Origin of the sequence: Brenneria uluponensis (genome assembly GCF_032395385.1) — a bacterium.
In the GTDB taxonomy this organism is placed as follows: domain Bacteria; phylum Pseudomonadota; class Gammaproteobacteria; order Enterobacterales; family Enterobacteriaceae; genus Prodigiosinella; species Prodigiosinella aquatilis.
Genome location: NZ_CP135917.1, coordinates 2,692,458 through 2,709,069, shown reverse-complemented (window position 1 = coordinate 2,709,069; position 16,612 = coordinate 2,692,458). Strand labels below are relative to the sequence as shown.

The following is a 16,612-nucleotide window of genomic DNA, read 5'->3' as shown; positions in this document are numbered from 1 at the left end:
TAATAAGTTTTTTTAATGTAACTGGTGGTATCACGAGGGGCAGTCAAGGATTACGCGCGCGTTGATATGATCAAAAAGCCCCACCGGGCGGTGGGGAAGACGGACAGAGAAGGAGAGGAGACTAAAGAAACTCAGACACTGAGAGTATTGGATTTATCGCTGCGCTGTTCTTCAACGGGTTCGGTTTTTCCCGGAACCATAATGGAACGCGTAACCGCTTCCATCGTCACGAATGTATGGCCGCAATTCACATTAGTACACTGGTGATAACGTTCTTTCGTATTTTCTGAAAGATAGCGACTGGAGCGGGCATGGGCGGCGTGGCGGCACAATGGACAATGCATCATTTTGAAATCACCTTATATGTTCGGGTTAATCAAGTACGTTACAGGTTCATTGTAGCACCAAATTCGAATTTGCAAACTTAAAGTTTGCAAAATAAACCTACAATTTTTTTTCATTCTCAATGCCGTACTCAATATCGTATTCCAGGTCGAGCATCATCACATCCAGTTCCATTTCGGTGACAAAACCCGTGCTGGAAATAGTGTGCGTCAACTTTTTGATATTCCAGAGCCTATCATCAATGATTTGCTTGAACCCCTTGATATTCACTAACATGCCGGGGATCAGTTTTTCCATCCCTTTGGCAAGCCTAAGCGTGAATTGAACGCTTTCGCGTTGAAGCTGTGCCCACTTGCTAACAGCTGACTGCGTGGCGTCGTCTTTGTTTGCATAACTTTTTGGCAGCGTGATGGTGTTTTGTTGATCGCCGGATAGCGAGTTCCCCGATGTTTGTTGCGTGGCGGTCGTTGATTGTGCCTTGGGATGTGTAATGCTGGAGTCAGTCGTTTGAACTTCCCTGGTTGAAATCTTCACAAAATGTGTTTTTGCATCTCTGTAGTTGTGCCATTTTGCTATCACCACCGGTTTCGATTCCCGGTCCACAATAGAGAATTTATGCGAATCGCCATCACGGCGCTCAATCAATCCGGTGGCCAGTGACTTACCGCTGATCGATTTCCCGTAACCAGCGATAAACAGAATCAGCACATCGTTTTTAAGGGTCACCGTGGCGCCATATTGACGGGCTATCCGGCTGATGAATTTCACATCCGATTCGTTTGATTGGTCAACATGCTCGATGGTTTTCAGGGACAATGACGTGTCGATCGCAACACTTAGTTCATTGCGTTCAGCAATGGTTTTGGCAATATCGCCAAGTGTCGTCGCGTGATAGGAATCACTACGCGGGCTATTAAACGTGCCACGAAAATCCACGCTGCGGGCCACCACCGTGATCTTATCTGTGGCACCGGTATAAGTGATTTGATCGACGATATAACTCCCTTTCCGCGTTAGCCATTGACCTTTCCAGCCAATACTGACGGCTATTTTTTCTCCACGCTGCGGCATCTGTAACTGTCCGTCGCTGTCATCCAGGGTTATTGTCAGGCTATCTGACGCAAAACCAATATTATCTTCGAGACTCATTGAGATTAGACGCTGGCTGATGTTGACGGTGTTCTGTTGCGACCCGGTTGTACTCGATGAAGCGGCAGTCTCGTTTTTTATCAACGTGATCAGAAAATCTGGCGCCATTTGGGCGCCAATATCAATGCGATTATTGGTAATCACGACAGCAATCCTCCAATAGCACTCGTCGCCTCAGACAATGCGGGAGCGACCTTGTCGTTGTATAACTGTGTTGCCTGGTCGTAAAGATCGCCAAATGTTGAAATGAGTGATTCATCAATACGCTTGAGCGTCAGGGTGAATGCGATGCTGCGGGCACTGCCGTTTGAAAATAGTTGAGAGCCGGTATAGTTAAAGCTTTCGACGACAAACATGCCGTAAATGGTGCCGCTCCCTTCAATCAGCGGCCAGGACCGACCTGACGCCGCCATATATTCCAAGGCTGCCATCGATAATCTGCTGGTAATGCCAGAAACCTCGGGCATTAACGTGCCGGCAAGAGTTATCGATTCATCCCCTTTCCCAAGATATTGATAAGCATTACGTAATCCAATTCGTTCGTTTCCTTTCCAGCGATAACTCACATCTCGCTTCAAGGTCGAATAGGGCAGGGTCCGGAGGTGAAAAACAAATAGTCCTAGGGTTAACATCATGAGCAATAATTCCTTAATTAAGGGCGTCGGCGGTCATATAATTCAACTGGCGATTCTGATGTTCCTGAGCTTGTTTATTCAGCGCGTCGTCGATGTACTGTTTTATCTGCTCGCGATAGGAACCTTCCGGCACGGTTACCTGTACGTTGTTATTGATGACACTGCTGTCGGTATAGCTTCTGTTATTCACGGGTGCCAGCGCGGTGTAATTGCGGTTTTCTGTCGCGTTGCCCAGCGTATTCCCCGCGTCGGCACTCACATTCCCGGACGATACAGCGGATTGCGCATCGGTAATGGGGTTGCTTTGTGGCAGATTCAGCGTTTCTTTGGCGTTGTTGTGTTCACTGAGATATTTATTTGCGGACTCCGCTAAAAGCGGATTTTCACTGTTGCTACTCATGCGATCCTGGGCTTCATTTAGCTTCTTCTTCGCATCATCGTTGCCACTAAAGAATTTCCATAAGGCATATCCTCCACCAACAACAGCAGCGACACCGAGGGCGATAAGTCCTACTGGTGTCATCAATAGGCTCAGTAGTGATCCAACCAGACGAAAAACTGTGATAAACAGCGGCCCGATTAATTTGCCTGCTGACATAATGCCATCGATGGCACTAATCACTGTCTGCGCTACCGAACCAATGGTTGCGACGACAGAAGCGAATGTTTCTGCGGCAGCCAGAATATTGCCGATTGTGCTGGCAACGGCGGGGTTCTTTTGGATCCACTGGTCGAGTAGAGACAGATAGTGAGTTGCTGATTGAGTCAAATCACGAATTGCTCCATCTTGCTGGGTGAAAATGTCGGTTCTGAGTCCTTCCCAGCTTGACTGAAGCGCACTGATATCGCCGGACAGGCTGTTCTGTCGTACGGATAACGCCGTGTTAGCACTGCCGTCTGCGTTGCTGATATTATCGGTCAGTTGTGAAACCGTGCCGTTTTGCGACTGGGTCATTAAGGCGTTAGCGGAAGTGGCTCCCTGCGGACCAAATAGGGTATTCATGTATTGGTTACGCTGTGAAGCATCGATGTTTTGGCGTTTAAAACTGGAATGCAATTCATCCAGTACGGCAAATAAAGATTTGGCCTGCCCGCTAGCATCAACGGTAGTTACACCTAATTGTCCCAGCGCTTGTTGAGCCACCTCTGTCGGATTTTTTAAACTCTCCAGTACTGCCAGACTGCCATTTCCCGCCTCGCTTCCTGTAATGCCTGCATGTGCCAGAGCACCGAGCATTACACTGGTTTCTTCTACACTCATACCGGCCGATTTGGCGACCGGCGCGACTGTGTCTATTGCGGTTTTGAATCCGTCGAAAGTCGTTTCGCTTTGTTGAAGTGTGGTGGTAATGACATCGCCCAAGTGAGGTAATGCACTGCTGGCGAGTCCAAATGCATCACGTGTTTTAAGCAACATCGCCGCATTATCTTCAATACTTCCGCCATTAGTCTGAGACATGGCAACTGTCGTTGGCGCTGCTGCCAGTATGGTATCTTTATTGCCGCCCAGTTTTTTGATGGTCAGCTGTGCATCTGTTGCCTCAGCAGGCGAAAGCGGGGTGGTGTCAGCAATGTGGCGTGCTTGATCTTTAAGTCTGCTGGCATCGGTCGAGTTTGAATTCAGGCCCAGGCTAGCCTGTAATTCAGCGTTTTTCTGGGAGAAGTCATAGCCTGGTTTAAGAAATTCCGCACTTTTTTCACCGAATGCTTGTGCCAGAGCGGCGCTTTTCTGCGCAAATACCTTGGCGGTTCCTGCCCCTTTCCTGACCCTGGCAATCAGTTTCTGTCCTTTTCCCACGCTGTTTTTTTCCGTGTGGGGAGTGCTGCCAGTCGTATTTTCGGGTTGTGTCTGAGGATGACGGGTGATGTTACCTTGCGGGCGATTTCCCGTTTTCAGCTTCTGTTTTTTATTGCGACGCGGTTTTGATTTTGCATTGACTTTTTGGGGGCGGTTTTTCTGTTCAATGCTTCTGTTTTTGTTGGATGACTCTGAATTATCTACATTTTTTAATGGCTCAGTGCTGTCAGTGGCGGTGTTTTGTGTTTTACGTTGTGCAACCGTGGGAATAAAAGGCGCTTTAAGCGCCTTTACCCGATCTTTCAGGCTTCTTGCCGTTTTACCATCATTGATGAGATCAATAACATGCGTGCTGCCCTGAGAGACTAAATCGGCCAGTTCGGTCAGTTTTTTAAAATTCGCCTGGATAGTGTCCAGACTATCATTGACCGACTTAATGCCTTGCTCGGCGTCATAAAGGCGGTATGACGCCTGAGTAGTGGCAAGTGCAAATGCTCGCAGCTGAGGGGAACTATTCATTGGGTTGTCCATTTCGTTGTAACGCCTTGGCACGCCAGTGAACAAGCTCAGCCAGGCTCATGGGGTAAAGCTCTGATGGCGGCCAATGAAAAACGACTGCAATGTCGGCCATCAAATCGTCAACCGTCAGGCTGGAAGGCAGCGTTAGTGTGCCAAGCTCGGCGACAAAAAACCGATCACCTTGCCCGCCAGTACGATCAGATCTGGCAGTTCCAGTGCGATCACGTCAGCTTCCGTCAAAGAAGGGTAGGTCATACGGGGTAGTACTTTAATTAACGCTTCCACATCGGCATTGGCTAGCGCAGCCAGGCCGATACCGCGCAGCGTGCCAGTGGTAGGCTTAATCAGTGTGACGGATTCAATCAGTATCTCGCCGCGTTTGATAGGAGTGTTCAGGATAACTACATTGTCTTGTACTGTTGTTTCAGCCGTCATGATAAGTATCTCAAAAAAGGTCAAAAGGATGACCAGCCGAAGCTGGTCAGATTAGAGTGATGTATCAGGCCAGGCCGATACCACGACGGTGTTGCTCCAGACGATCCTCACTATTGACACGTTCAATCATGTTGATGGTGTCGATTTCGATCATCTCTTTGCCGCCGATGGTCAGTTTGTAATACGTGCACTGGGTGGAGATTTTTACCTCGGTTTCTTCACCTTGCTTACTTGCGCCGCTATCGATCTCTTTATGACGACCGCGCATAACGATTTCAACAGCAGTGACGTCGCCAGTGTCGTCGCGCTGATAAGAGCCGGCGAAACGTAGCGGCACCGCATCGGCGCCCGGCAGAGCATATTGGCTCCAGAAGGTTTCGTCGGGCAGACCGCCCATAGACCATTCCAGTACCAGTGCGTCATCATCCAGACCAAAATCCACTGATGCCGCGCCGTGCATACCGCCTCCGCGGTAGTTTTCCAGTTTGCGAGTCAGCTTCGGCAGGGTGATGGAATTGACCTGTCCCATGTAGCTCAAACCGTCATTAAACAGGTTGAGGTATTTCAGTTTACGTGGCAGTGCCATGTGTCTGTGGCTCCTTAGCTGTTAACGGATGCGGCCAGATTCACCAGATATTTATCGGTGATGCGTTGGCGCAGTGTGAGATTTTCCAATGGCGGAACAGGGGTGTACTCATAGTCGATGTACAGTTTTCCCGCCTTCAGGGTGGCTTCGTCATTGGCGCTGTCATCAAACCAGCAGTCGGCGTCAATGATGTAACCGTTGGATTTCAGTTCGCGGAACTTGGCTTTGATACCTTCAATAATGTCGCGGATAAGTGTAGCGGTTACCGGTTTGTCAACGGCCCACATATGCGCATCACCCATGGTGTCAGCCAGAACCTGCGCCGTGCGGGTGTAGTTTTCAAACAAGAACAATGGATCATCTGCACAGGTACGGTTACCCCAGAAGCGGAACCCGTCTTTACGCACTAACGTAGTAACGCCAGCGTCGTTGAGCAGATCGGCATCGGTACCAATGGTTTGCAGATCCCAGTACACACTGGCGGAAATGCCAGTGACGCCGTTAACGCCAACGTTAGACAGTGTTTTGTGCCAGCCGGTATCCTGGTCAATTTTGGCGCGCAGACCCAGAGCACGAGCGGTGGCATAGGCATTGGCGCTGGCATTCGCCGTGGTATCCCAGGCGATGAAATCCGGCCAAATCAACATCAGTTCACGCTGACTAAAGTTGTCGCGATACTTGATCGCTTCTGACAGCGTTTTACAGCCATACGCACTGATGTAGCCGAAAGCACGCAGTGACTGGCATATTGACGCCAGTGCTGTGGCGACCGGCAGAGAATCCAGCCCAGGAACGCCAAGAATGCGCGGTTTCACGCCAGTGACAGCCTGCGCATCCAGCAAGGCTTTCATCCCGGTATATTTTCCATCGGCAGTGGAACCGCCAATGATATTGGATACCGTTCCGGCTTCATCGGCGCCTTCAGCAACACGGACAACGATGGTAACTGGTTTGGTCTGGTCACCAATCGCCTGTAGTGCAGCGGCCAGTGTCCCGGTTTTACCTGCTTTGCCTGCGGCAGTGATGACATCGGTAATTAATACCGGGGTGTCGAGTGGAAAGGTTGTGACATCAGCATCTGGTCCGGTACAGACCATGCCGACAATCGCGGTTGATACGGTGGAAATTACGCGGGTTCCGTCGTTGATTTCGACGACCTGCGTGCCGTGATGAAAATCACTCATCCAGAATGTCTCCTGTTGTGGGGTGCAGCTAATGGTGCCGCGTTTGTGAAGCAGGAGCATCAAAACCAGGTTTAGCACGGGATGACACAACAATGCCGAGCTAATCTGGTGCGAAATAGTGAGGTTATTTGTTCCTGAATTTATTTAACCAATTGAAATTATTCAATTATTAAAGAATGGGAATCAAAAGCGGAAGACGATAGTTGTTTATCATTGCTCATGACATCAGTAAATAAATCGGTGTATAAAACCCGGCGCAGTACGGGTGTGATATTTTCTATCACTCCCGTTATAGTAGGGGGGTTGTCTGCGCGAGCGTGGAGGGCATCAATATGAACGCCGACGAGAAAATGCTGTTTCAACATGCTATGGATGACGTCAAACCGCTGGCACCTTCATCCATCGTTTATCTGAAGCCTTCGCCTCTCAACACGACTGTCAGGCCGTGTGAAGTGTCTGAGCCGGATAATTTTCTGATTACCGGGTTTATTGATCTTTTCCCATGTGCCGAACCGATTGAGTTCAAGCGTGATGGAATTCAGCAAGGTGTTCTGGACAAATTGCATCAAGGAAAATATCAACTGGATGCCAGTTTGAATTTACTACGCCAGCCGGTGGAAACCTGCCGGCAGAACTTATTTGCTTTCATGCAACAGTCGCAAAAACATCATCTGCGTAATTTATTGATTATTCATGGTAAAAGCAGACATGATAAATCACATGCAAATGTAATCCGTAACTACCTGTCGCGCTGGTTGCCACAGTTTGATGCGGTACAGGCTTTTTGCGTTGCACAGCCTTTTCATGGTGGGACCGGTGCCTGTTATGTGGCACTGAGAAAATCTGAGCAGTCCCGTCTGGATAATCGTGAACGCCATGCCAAGCGCAGCCGGTGAGTGGTATTCCCCATGATAACGTTCTGTACCTGAAAAGATCGGTCGTAGCCGTTGCAACCCGTTAATCGCTTATTTGGCAACGCAATGCGACTCAGCGAGAAAAATCGGGAGACTATCCATCCTGGAATAGTCTCCGGGATGGACAGGAAAATGCGGTTAATACGGTAATTATTTCAGCGCTTTTGGCAGATGGATGATCCAAATCTGGCTAGATGATTCATTGGCAGGTAAGGGTTTTAATTCGATGCTCGTTGCTGTGGGTTTGCCATCTAACGACAATTTTCCGCTTTCATCGGCCTGATAGTTACCGATTTTTTTCACTCCATCCACTGGATTAATCAGCACGGCCTGCATACCAAAATCATTATCATTGGTGACGGCCAGCGTTTTGGCATCAATAAGCGCCAGTCCTTCGGCTTTCTCCGGCTGCCAGCCGAGTTTGCGCAGATCGACAACTTCCTGTTTCTTTGCCAGAGTGATGCCGCGTTTGGCGAGCGTTGCTGCATTATCCCACTCGGCCGGTTGCTGATCGAAAGGTGTCAGATCCGTTGCTTTGTTGAGGTCAACACGATAGATAATATTGTGCATTACCTTCTCTTTATCCGCACCTTGCTCAATAACCAGCACCTGATGGTTATCCAGCGCGACCATATCACCGATCTTGGCATCTGCCATTTTTTTCCAGTGATTAACATCAAGCGGATAACCATACATCGCCGTTTTACCGGTTGCCGGATCGAAACTGACCAGACGGGTAAATATCGCTCGATTTTTGGTTTTCCCGTCAATGTTCAGCGTACTTTGCACCGCGGCCAGAATGCGGCCATCTGGCATCCGGGTTATCCCTTCAAAACCGCGGTTTGGTTGGCGCCATTTGATGATATTGGGTAATCCACTCGCAATACCTTGTTCATTTTTCTCCGGCGTCGGGCCGAATTTTTGCAGAATTTTTCCTTGGGCATCAATATGAATCAGAAATGGACCATATTCATCCGTCAGCCAGAAGCCGCCTTTGCCATCAGGCGTAATCCCTTCCGTATCCAGCCCACGGCTATCATCAGATTGTTGTTTTAAAACATCATTCAGGGCGATTTCATTGGTAGTTCCCACTAGAGAACTGGGTAACGGCAAGCCACTGATGGGGCCCTGATCATCGTGAATTTTACGCAGTGCCGTTGCCTGCGCTGTTTTGCCATCAACGGTAATCGTCATTAATGACGGGGTGAAATCTGGCGTGGCGAAAATTTTAGCGTCATGGCCCTGATATTTCGGTGCATCGGCGTTCGGCCCACGATCAGTGACGGTTGTAAACGTCAATTTATCGCCATTACGTCCGGTAAATACCAGCCCGGAACCGACCCCCATGGGGAAACCAGCGGGGAAATTAGCCTTCCATGCACCGTTGTAGGCAACATGGTCGTTGGCAGGGAATGTGATTTGATAATGTTCAGTATGAATATCCGCCGCCTGAGCGGTTTGGAATAATAAGGCAACAGCCAGTGCAGAAAGGCAAACGCGCATAGTAGTATCCCGATAATTATCGAATTGGCTGAAATACACTAAATCTGGAATGCGACAGTTTTATGACGAGGGATAAAGCGGTAGCGTAATGAATGATAATAACGCGGGATAAGATGCGGTGAGATATCCCACCGCAATTAGGATGTGTGGGCGAAATTAATTACAACGTCTGCACCATCGGCCAGTCGATACCGGGGGCGGTTAATGTATCAATTCGCATCAAAAGTACCCGGTATTTCTTCCAGGATGCGAGGCCTGCTGCTTCCTGCTCTGTGGCGATAGCTGAATCAACAGCATCCTGCCTCCATGCGATTTCTGAATCAGCAGCACTGCGCAATGGTCGCCTTTTCTGTTCAGCCAGATCCACCTGTTGAGCTTGGGTTAACGCTGGTTCATCAACCCATGCAGGACGTTCATCGACTGTTCCAGTATTTTCCCTGTTGGCGGAGTTTGTTTCCAGAAGGTTATCACCTCTTCATCTGTCGCGAGCACTGCATCAGATGACCATGCATCTTCTGTATAAGTGCCATCGTCTTTCCATGCTACAGGAATGAGAGAATTCATGGATGGTGAGAAATATGCGGTTGTCATTTTAGTATCCCAGCGCCAAGACAAAAGCGGTATATCCTACTCCACCGATTCCGTTAACGCGCAAGTTGAAGTTACTGAGGATTTTAGGTGTTGGATCGGACGCATCATTCAAAGAAATAGTTGAATAATCAGACTGGAGAACACCTAACCGCCAGATCGTTCCAAGCGCACAAAGTCTGGCAGTTGGAAACGGGGTGGGATAAACCCAGGCTGCATCGCCACCACTCCCCGATGAGATAGTTCCCCATTGCAAAATCAAGCCACCTGGCACATCCGGGATCCGGATGTAGTCATTCGTAGCAAATGCACGTTTGCTAAATAATCCCATCACTGTAGCTACGTTAGGCAGTACATCTGTTGCGACTCCTGCTTGCATTTGTACCGTTGTAGCGACCCCGAGTTTTGCCGCATCTCCTAAACCAAGGTTTTTGACAAAGAGCGCAGGGTCGGGAATATCCGCGCCGTTCTGGTCTTTGGCCAGTTTACCCACTAAAGCATTGGCCACAAACTCCGTCGTGGTCAGTTTCTTGCTGTTGTCGTTGTTCGCTGGTGTCGGTGCCGTCGGTGTGCCAGTCAAAGCCGGGCTGTTAATCGGGGCATATTGTTTATGGGGATTGGCGGCGGCAACATGCTCGGACAACACATTATCCGCATAGGCCTTGACTTCAATAACTGCGTTATCAACATATTGACGTGTCGCCAACACTACGGCGGGATCAATCTTCAGCGTCACTGCCTCGGTACTGCTGACAACCAAAATCACGCGTACAGTCTGAATACGCCCGGAACCCTCCTGCAATTGGGGTTTGTACGTTTCGGCGCAATTAGCCACAGCGACCAGATCGCCGTCAGTATCATACAGGCCAATTTCACGGATCCACCAACCGCCCTCGTTTTCAGGAATAACTTGTTCAGCGATGATTTGGTTGGCATTTTGAGGGTCAACACTCAGAGTGCTGAGAGCAGCCCTTCGTTGTTCATTAATCAGTTTGGTTTGTGCCGGATCGGGCGTGGGTGGTGTGCCACCACCGTCACCCACCGCCATCTGCGAGATGGCAAGACGATTACCCAGCACGGTGGCATTCGCCAGTTTCGTCGTGCCGACGTTCGTCAATAGAGCAAGGTATTTTGTACTCATATAACCTACTTATACAACTGTGGTTGAAAATGATGTTGGTGTACAACACCAGTGAAGGAAATCAGAATCGGGGGTTGTTACTAAGCGAACAAAATAATGATGCCTGTTGGTTGGAGTGAGGACACGTAATGCGCGTTTATAGCTGTATGGCACGACAAGAATATTCGGCAGATAAACTGTTATGTGGATGATGACGATAAAAAACACGAAATGTTGTCGGTGCTTTTAAAACAAAAAGCCAGCTTATACGGGTGTGATAAACGCACGTCTGAACGATATATCACACCACGTAAAGTTGGAGTGAGTGGAAAAGACTGTGGCGAAGTTAGTTCTCCGGCACCGTCGGCCAGTCGATATCCGGCGCGGTAGCGGTATCGACGCGACTCAGGAATACCACATATTTTTTCCACGCCAGTAATGCGGTTTTTTCCTCGTCGGTTGCCATGGAGAGTTCCTCCGCGTAGGTGAGTTCCTCGATACGGGCGTTAGCGATTGCGCGACGCGTGGTCAGTTCCTGTTGTGCGACGGTGACGGCAGCGGCGTGTTGAGCATTGGTATCGGTTACCCATGCGCTGCCATCCCACACATCAAACGCCGTTACCGGGGTCAGTAGCGTGACATCATCCGGTAAATCACCGAGGTCGGTGACGGGTTGCGCCTGGCCGGTCTGGGTACGGTATGCCGTCTGGCCGCGATAATCGGGTACCTGTTCCCACGCGCTACCGTCATCACTGCGGCGTAGTGCCTGACCGGCTTCAGGTAGTGTGGGTTTATCAGCGTAACTGTCGGCGGGAATACCGACGCCCTGCATCAGGTATTCATCACTGGCCCCGCGGTATTCACGGGTTTGAGGGTCGACATGATAGACCGTTATCCAGCCCGCGTTTTCGGCCAGCCCGGTATTATCGAGGTGTGTTTGTGCCTGAATTGAATCGCTCATTATGCGGCCCTCACAATGTAGTTAAATGCCAGGTTGCGTGGCCTATTCTCTGTCGATACGTTTATACCGGTGACATTGTTATCGAATTCCAAAACAAACCCGCCATAGTCGCCCCCCCCAGCTGCTGGGGCTATTGTGCTGTCAACATGGTACGTTTTTAATACTCCTAACCCCCCGAATTGGGCCCCCAATGTTTGTGCGTGCACCCCGGGTACACTGCCTGTCATTTGCTGCATCGCGTGGGATTGCTGCGATAATAGTGTGCGTCCACTATCAACACCTCGCCCATCATCCCAGCCGCGAATAAACTCACCACGCAGGTCGGGCAAAGTGCTGGACGGATACGCCGTGGCCAGCTTGGGATATAACGCAGTATCAAATGCCTGACCGTTGCATTTTAACCAGCCGGCTGGTGCGGTGGTCTGCGGCCAGGGGAGCGGGATGCCCACCAGTTCGCTGATACCCAGTTTTAACGCCAGTTCCGATGTGACGCTAGCCGATAGACTGGTTGTTGTAGCGGTAACAAAGGCCGTGGTGGCAATCCGTGTGCTGTTTGTCGCTTGTGCCGGGGTCGGCGCGGTTGGTGTTCCGGTCAATGCCGGGCTGTTAATCGGGGCGTATTGTTGATGTGGATTAACGGTGGCAACATGTTCGGACAACACATTATCCGCATAGGCCTTGACTTCAATAATCGCGTTATCAACATATTGACGTGTTGCTAGCGCTACTGACTGATCGATTGTCAGCGTCACTGCCTCGGTACTGCTGACAATCAAAATCATGCGCACGGTTTGAATGCGGCCACTGCCTTCCTGCAACTGTGGCTTATAGGTTTCCGGGCAGTTGGCAACAGCGACCAAGTCGCCATCTGCGTCATACAAACCAATTTCACGGATCCACCAGCCGCCTTGGTTTTCTGGGATAATCTGTTCCGCGATGATCTGGTTGGTATTTTCCGGGTCAATACTCAACGTGTTGAGTGCGGCCCGGCGTTGTTCATTAATCAGTTTGGCCTGGTTGGGGTCCGGAGCGTGCAGCGTGCCACCACCGTCACCCACCGCCATCTGAGTGATGGCAAGGCGATTACCCTGCGCAGTGGCATTCGCCAGTTTTGCCGCACCGATAGTTGTCAATAGAGCAAAGTATTTTGTACTCATGCAGATTACTCATACGGTTGGAATGGAATGATGCCGCAGTGCGACATCAGCGAAGTTTCGAAGCACATCGCAGAAGAAAAAGGATGTTATTTGGCAGATATGTTTCGCTGTGATTGGGTGACGGTATTATGGGGAGCGTTTTTTGCCGAAGCACGTTACAGGCGTTGGATAAGAAGGGAGACAACACCGAGCAGTGTTATCCCTCTGTAATAAGAACGTTGGTCTAGTTGCGGAGGAACGTTGTTGCGGTATTTCAGCATTACAACGTCGGCGCCGTCGGCCAGTCGATATTCGGCGCGGTAGCGGTATCAATGCGACTTAGGAATACCACATATTTTTTCCAGTCGGTCAAGGCCGTTTTTTCTTCGTCGGTTGCCAGCGCCAGATCCACTGCATAGGTTAATTCATTAATACGGTCATTGGCGGTGCGGCGGCGTGTTGCTAGTTCTTGCCGTGCAACGGTGACGGCGGCGGCGTGTTGGGCGTCAGTGTCGGTTACCCACGCGCTGCCATCCCATTTATCATACGACGTTGCTGGTGCTATCAGTGTCACATCATCCGGTAAATTACCGAGGGCGGTGACGGTTTGCGCCTGGCCAGTTTGCGTGCCGTATACCGTCTGGCCGCGATAATCCGGTACCTGTTCCCATGCGCTACCGTCTGCTGTGCGGCGTAATGCCTGACCAGCTTCGGGTGGCGTGGGTTCATCGGCGTAGCTGTTGGCGGGAATACCGACGCCCTGCATCAGGTATTCATCACTGGCCCCGCGGTATTCACGGGTTTGAGGGTCAACATGATAGACTGTTATCCAGCCCGCGTTTTCGGCCAGCCCGGTATTATCGAGGTGTGTTTGTGCCTGAATTGAATCGCTCATTATGCAGCCCTCACAATGTAGCTAAATGTCAGGTTGCGAGGACGAACTGTGAACCAGTTCACGCCATCTTTGAACACGAAATTACTCGCGTTTCCCGCCACTCCATTGTCTACAGAAAGGCTATTTGTTGACATTAACACCCCGTTTGGAAATCTCTGATTTGCATAATTTATTGTGTTTACCGAGCTATCCGGATCGGCATGCGCAATACCGATATACACACCAGAGCTATCAATATCAGTCCCGTTGTAATCCATAACACCTGTTCTGATGGCCGTCGCGGATTGCTGGCTGCCTATCGCCCGGCCGATATCAATACTTCTCCCATCATCCCAACCACGAATAAACTCACCACGCAGGTCGGGCAAAGTGCCGGACGGATACGCCGTGGCCAGCTTGGAATATAACGCGGTATCGAATGCCTGACCGTTGCATTTTAACCATCCTGTTGGTGCGGTGGCCTGCGGCCAGGGGAGCGGGATGCCAACCAGTTCGGCAATATCTAGCTTTTTCGCCAGAACAGCATCCACCTCGTCGGTCGCCGCCGTGACAAACGCAGTGGTCGCAATCTGGTCTGAACTGTTGCCGCTGACGGCGGTGGGCGCGGTCGGTGTACCAGTTAGTGTTGCATCGGAAAATTTGCCATTCACGTATGAACGTGTTGCTAATGCCACCGATTGATCTAGTTTCAACGTAATGGCATCGGTGCTGTTGACTATCAGGATCATGCGGATAGTCTGAATCCGGCCAGAACCTTCCTGTAACTGTGGCTTATAGGTTTCCGGGCAGTTGGCAACAGCGATCAAATCACCGTCTCCGTCATACAACCCAATTTCACGGATCCACCAGCCGCCTTCGTTTTCCGGGATAATTTGCTCAGCGATGATCTGGTTGGTATTTCCCGGGTCAATGCTCAACGTGTTGATCGTGGCTCGGTGTTGTTCATTAACCAGTTGAGTTTGCGTTGGGTCGGGAGCGGGCAGTGTGCCGCCACCGTCACCCACCGCCATCTGAGTGAGAGCAAGACGCTCACCCAGCGCGGTGGCGTTTGCCAGTTTCGCTGCACCGATATTGGTCAGCAGGGTAAAATATTTCGTACTCATGTAGTCCTCTCATATCGCCGTAATTGAACATGATGTGTGGTGCGACATCGATGAAAAACATCTGAATAAGTTGTTTGTGTTTGGCTAATCGAACAAATCAATAATGCCTGTTGGCGGCTGCCAGGACACGCCGTGAGCGTAGTCATGCCGATGGCACAACAGCCCATAGAAAAAAAGCCAGCAGAAGCTGGCTGTGGGAGGAGGTTGGAAATCAGGAATGGTAAGTCAGACGCTGATGCTCATGCTGTCGATGAGATGAACGGCTGCGCCGTTCACGTCACTGCCCGACACGGAAATGGTTTCCGGGAAATACGGGTAGATGGTGAGTTCATCACCACTGTAGAGGCTGGCCCCCAGATAGGTCGTGCCCCGACTGTCCAGATTGATGTTTAATCCCAGCAGGTGGCGGCTGACCGGTTTAGCATCGGCAATCAATCGCTCCAGTTCCTGAAATGTCTCTTCAGTAATGCCGTTCTCCTGCACACCGATATCCAGTTGGAATGTGCCTGGTTCACCACCGGTCTGCCACCATTCCTTGATGCGGATCAGATAGCCTTGTGGCTCAACGACTCGCTTTAATGCGCCAATGGTTCCCTTGTGTCTATGAATAAAAAACGAGTCTTTAATGACTTTACGTTTGGTGGTCTCTGGCCAGTTTTCATCCCAGCGATCGACAGATAAACTCCAGGCCAGGTAGGGAAGTAAGCTGACCGGGCAGGTATCAGGGTTCCAGAGCTGACGCAGCGGGATCGGCGTTTTTTCCAACTCGGCACCCGTTTGAGCGGCAGCTTGTTCCAGGGTGGAAGAACCGGGTGGTAACAAGCAGTTGTTACTCATCAGTACCTCCCAGGGTTAACTGGTAATGAGAACAAAATGAGGCCTGAGTCTCGTCGAGAACAATGTCGGCGGCGGGCTGCGCCAACTCTACTCGCTGAACCCCTTCTGCGTGTAACGCGGCATAAATGGCTGAGCGACGGATGTCACGACCCAACCGATGTTGGGCACTGATGTAGCTTGTCAGTTTTTGTTCGGCCGCTGCACGAACCGGTTCTGCTTCGGGGCCGGGATAGAGATAGAGCGTCGCTTCAATTTGATAAGGAACGATCACCGCTGATTGTACTGTTACTCGGTCGGCCACCGGTCGAACGTCTTCGGCATTCAGTGCGGTGTTAACAATAGCTATCAGTTCATCGCTGGCGCTGCCATTATTCTCCTGGGATAGGACTGAAACGATAACGCTCGCCGGACTGGGGCTAATAACAGAAACATCAGCGATACGACCATCGGCACTGCGTCCATGGAACTGATAGGCACCGACAGAGCCAGCGACACTCAGCCCCTCATAGGCCTGCTGAATACGAACCCGGAAATCGGAGTCTGATTCCCTGACCGCGGGTGTTGGAGGAATGGTTGTATCATCCGCCGGGGTGACTACCAGGCGGGAAACGTTGACATTGGCACCCAACTGGTCGAGATCATTTCCTTGAGCAAAGGCCAGCATGCCTGCCAGTGCGGCTTCGTTGATGCGTTGGCGCAGCAGTATTTCCCGATAGGTATTTTCCTGCAACAACTTCACCAGCGGCTCTGATTCCAACGCCAGTGTGCGAGAAATGGCATCAAGCTGGTCCGATGGGTAAAGCGAGAGCAGTGTTGCTTTGCGTTCTTCATATAGTGTTTCAAAATCCAGCGTTTCGACCACGCTGGGGGCAGGTAACTGGCTCAGATCAATGATGGGCATGGT

19 protein-coding genes are annotated in these 16,612 nt (G+C 50.5%); 1 reads left to right on the top strand and 18 read right to left on the bottom strand.

The features are described from left to right. Nucleotides 1-131 precede the first annotated feature (131 nt). The 8 genes from RS889_RS12555 to RS889_RS12520 form a co-directional block, all read right to left on the bottom strand. Nucleotides 132-347 carry an ogr/Delta-like zinc finger family protein gene (locus RS889_RS12555; protein WP_021015748.1) on the bottom strand — a complete coding sequence of 72 codons (216 nt, stop codon included), beginning with the start codon at nucleotides 345-347 and terminating at the stop codon, nucleotides 132-134. 97 nt (nucleotides 348-444) lie between these two features. Further along, on the bottom strand, nucleotides 445-1,638 hold the full coding sequence (locus tag RS889_RS12550) for a contractile injection system protein, VgrG/Pvc8 family (RefSeq protein ID WP_315707500.1): 1,194 nt from the start codon (nucleotides 1,636-1,638) through the stop codon (nucleotides 445-447). Next, on the bottom strand, nucleotides 1,635-2,129 hold the full coding sequence (locus RS889_RS12545; RefSeq protein ID WP_315707499.1) for a phage tail protein: 495 nt from the start codon (nucleotides 2,127-2,129) through the stop codon (nucleotides 1,635-1,637). The genes RS889_RS12550 and RS889_RS12545 overlap by 4 nt, the downstream gene beginning before the upstream one ends. A gap of 13 nt (nucleotides 2,130-2,142) precedes the next feature. After that, entirely contained in the window at nucleotides 2,143-4,446 is a 2,304-nt protein-coding gene (locus RS889_RS12540) for a phage tail tape measure protein (RefSeq protein ID WP_315707498.1), read from the bottom strand. Continuing rightward, nucleotides 4,439-4,558, bottom strand: coding sequence for a GpE family phage tail protein (locus tag RS889_RS12535; protein WP_071790860.1), 120 nt, complete (start codon nucleotides 4,556-4,558; stop codon nucleotides 4,439-4,441). The genes RS889_RS12540 and RS889_RS12535 overlap by 8 nt, the downstream gene beginning before the upstream one ends. Nucleotides 4,559-4,590: 32 nt before the next feature. Further along, nucleotides 4,591-4,881 carry a phage tail assembly protein gene (locus tag RS889_RS12530; RefSeq protein ID WP_315707497.1) on the bottom strand — a complete coding sequence of 97 codons (291 nt, stop codon included), beginning with the start codon at nucleotides 4,879-4,881 and terminating at the stop codon, nucleotides 4,591-4,593. A 64-nt stretch (nucleotides 4,882-4,945) separates the two neighbouring features. Next, nucleotides 4,946-5,467, bottom strand: a complete 522-nt coding sequence (locus tag RS889_RS12525; RefSeq protein ID WP_290182699.1) for a phage major tail tube protein — start codon at nucleotides 5,465-5,467, stop codon at nucleotides 4,946-4,948. A 14-nt stretch (nucleotides 5,468-5,481) separates the two neighbouring features. Beyond that, on the bottom strand, nucleotides 5,482-6,651 hold the full coding sequence (locus RS889_RS12520; protein ID WP_021015754.1) for a phage tail sheath protein: 1,170 nt from the start codon (nucleotides 6,649-6,651) through the stop codon (nucleotides 5,482-5,484). 332 nt (nucleotides 6,652-6,983) lie between these two features. On the opposite strand from RS889_RS12520, the gene smrA reads away from it, so the two are divergent. Beyond that, nucleotides 6,984-7,547, top strand: coding sequence for a DNA endonuclease SmrA (gene smrA / locus RS889_RS12515; RefSeq protein WP_315707496.1), 564 nt, complete (start codon nucleotides 6,984-6,986; stop codon nucleotides 7,545-7,547). 168 nt (nucleotides 7,548-7,715) lie between these two features. Here smrA and RS889_RS12510 read toward each other — a convergent pair whose 3' ends face one another. From RS889_RS12510 to RS889_RS12465, 10 genes are all read right to left on the bottom strand, one after another. Next, nucleotides 7,716-9,068 carry an esterase-like activity of phytase family protein gene (locus RS889_RS12510; RefSeq protein WP_315707495.1) on the bottom strand — a complete coding sequence of 451 codons (1,353 nt, stop codon included), beginning with the start codon at nucleotides 9,066-9,068 and terminating at the stop codon, nucleotides 7,716-7,718. 160 nt (nucleotides 9,069-9,228) lie between these two features. Continuing rightward, the gene (locus tag RS889_RS12505) at nucleotides 9,229-9,435 is read right to left on the bottom strand and encodes a tail fiber assembly protein (RefSeq protein WP_315707494.1); all 207 of its coding nucleotides are present in this window, start codon (nucleotides 9,433-9,435) and stop codon (nucleotides 9,229-9,231) included. Nucleotides 9,436-9,449: 14 nt separating this feature from the next. Further along, a complete protein-coding gene (locus tag RS889_RS12500) occupies nucleotides 9,450-9,659 on the bottom strand; it encodes a hypothetical protein (protein ID WP_315707493.1) in 210 nt (69 codons plus the stop codon). Nucleotide 9,660: 1 nt separating this feature from the next. Then, a complete protein-coding gene (locus RS889_RS12495) occupies nucleotides 9,661-10,797 on the bottom strand; it encodes a phage tail protein (RefSeq protein ID WP_315707492.1) in 1,137 nt (378 codons plus the stop codon). Nucleotides 10,798-11,122: 325 nt separating this feature from the next. After that, complete coding sequence (locus RS889_RS12490) at nucleotides 11,123-11,737, bottom strand: tail fiber assembly protein (RefSeq protein WP_315707491.1); 615 nt, start codon at nucleotides 11,735-11,737, stop codon at nucleotides 11,123-11,125. Next, nucleotides 11,737-12,894, bottom strand: a complete 1,158-nt coding sequence (locus RS889_RS12485; protein ID WP_315707490.1) for a phage tail-collar fiber domain-containing protein — start codon at nucleotides 12,892-12,894, stop codon at nucleotides 11,737-11,739. Before RS889_RS12485 ends, RS889_RS12490 begins: the two co-directional genes overlap by 1 nt. Before the next feature lie 259 nt (nucleotides 12,895-13,153). Beyond that, the gene (locus RS889_RS12480) at nucleotides 13,154-13,768 is read right to left on the bottom strand and encodes a tail fiber assembly protein (protein ID WP_315707489.1); all 615 of its coding nucleotides are present in this window, start codon (nucleotides 13,766-13,768) and stop codon (nucleotides 13,154-13,156) included. Beyond that, nucleotides 13,768-14,871: a phage tail protein gene (locus RS889_RS12475; protein ID WP_315707488.1), complete on the bottom strand. Its 1,104-nt coding sequence runs from the start codon at nucleotides 14,869-14,871 to the stop codon at nucleotides 13,768-13,770. The genes RS889_RS12480 and RS889_RS12475 overlap by 1 nt, the downstream gene beginning before the upstream one ends. Before the next feature lie 225 nt (nucleotides 14,872-15,096). Further along, complete coding sequence (locus RS889_RS12470; protein ID WP_315707487.1) at nucleotides 15,097-15,708, bottom strand: phage tail protein I; 612 nt, start codon at nucleotides 15,706-15,708, stop codon at nucleotides 15,097-15,099. After that, nucleotides 15,701-16,609 (bottom strand): baseplate assembly protein, encoded by a 909-nt coding sequence (locus tag RS889_RS12465; RefSeq protein ID WP_315707486.1) that lies wholly within the window; start codon nucleotides 16,607-16,609, stop codon nucleotides 15,701-15,703. The genes RS889_RS12470 and RS889_RS12465 overlap by 8 nt, the downstream gene beginning before the upstream one ends. Nucleotides 16,610-16,612: the final 3 nt, after the last annotated feature.

Excerpts from the sequence above, each read along its gene's own strand:
- RS889_RS12555 (WP_021015748.1), bottom strand. The coding sequence starts at position 347 with ATGATGCATTGTCCATTGTGCCGCCACGCCGCCCATGCCCGCTCCAGT.
- RS889_RS12545 (WP_315707499.1), bottom strand. The coding sequence starts at position 2,129 with ATGATGTTAACCCTAGGACTATTTGTTTTTCACCTCCGGACCCTGCCC.
- RS889_RS12540 (WP_315707498.1), bottom strand. The coding sequence starts at position 4,446 with ATGAATAGTTCCCCTCAGCTGCGAGCATTTGCACTTGCCACTACTCAG.
- RS889_RS12535 (WP_071790860.1), bottom strand. The coding sequence starts at position 4,558 with ATGGCCGACATTGCAGTCGTTTTTCATTGGCCGCCATCAGAGCTTTAC.
- RS889_RS12530 (WP_315707497.1), bottom strand. The coding sequence starts at position 4,881 with ATGACGGCTGAAACAACAGTACAAGACAATGTAGTTATCCTGAACACT.
- RS889_RS12525 (WP_290182699.1), bottom strand. The coding sequence starts at position 5,467 with ATGGCACTGCCACGTAAACTGAAATACCTCAACCTGTTTAATGACGGT.
- RS889_RS12520 (WP_021015754.1), bottom strand. The coding sequence starts at position 6,651 with ATGAGTGATTTTCATCACGGCACGCAGGTCGTCGAAATCAACGACGGA.
- smrA (WP_315707496.1), top strand. The coding sequence starts at position 6,984 with ATGAACGCCGACGAGAAAATGCTGTTTCAACATGCTATGGATGACGTC.
- RS889_RS12510 (WP_315707495.1), bottom strand. The coding sequence starts at position 9,068 with ATGCGCGTTTGCCTTTCTGCACTGGCTGTTGCCTTATTATTCCAAACC.
- RS889_RS12500 (WP_315707493.1), bottom strand. The coding sequence starts at position 9,659 with ATGACAACCGCATATTTCTCACCATCCATGAATTCTCTCATTCCTGTA.
- RS889_RS12495 (WP_315707492.1), bottom strand. The coding sequence starts at position 10,797 with ATGAGTACAAAATACCTTGCTCTATTGACGAACGTCGGCACGACGAAA.
- RS889_RS12490 (WP_315707491.1), bottom strand. The coding sequence starts at position 11,737 with ATGAGCGATTCAATTCAGGCACAAACACACCTCGATAATACCGGGCTG.
- RS889_RS12485 (WP_315707490.1), bottom strand. The coding sequence starts at position 12,894 with ATGAGTACAAAATACTTTGCTCTATTGACAACTATCGGTGCGGCAAAA.
- RS889_RS12480 (WP_315707489.1), bottom strand. The coding sequence starts at position 13,768 with ATGAGCGATTCAATTCAGGCACAAACACACCTCGATAATACCGGGCTG.
- RS889_RS12475 (WP_315707488.1), bottom strand. The coding sequence starts at position 14,871 with ATGAGTACGAAATATTTTACCCTGCTGACCAATATCGGTGCAGCGAAA.
- RS889_RS12470 (WP_315707487.1), bottom strand. The coding sequence starts at position 15,708 with ATGAGTAACAACTGCTTGTTACCACCCGGTTCTTCCACCCTGGAACAA.
- RS889_RS12465 (WP_315707486.1), bottom strand. The coding sequence starts at position 16,609 with ATGCCCATCATTGATCTGAGCCAGTTACCTGCCCCCAGCGTGGTCGAA.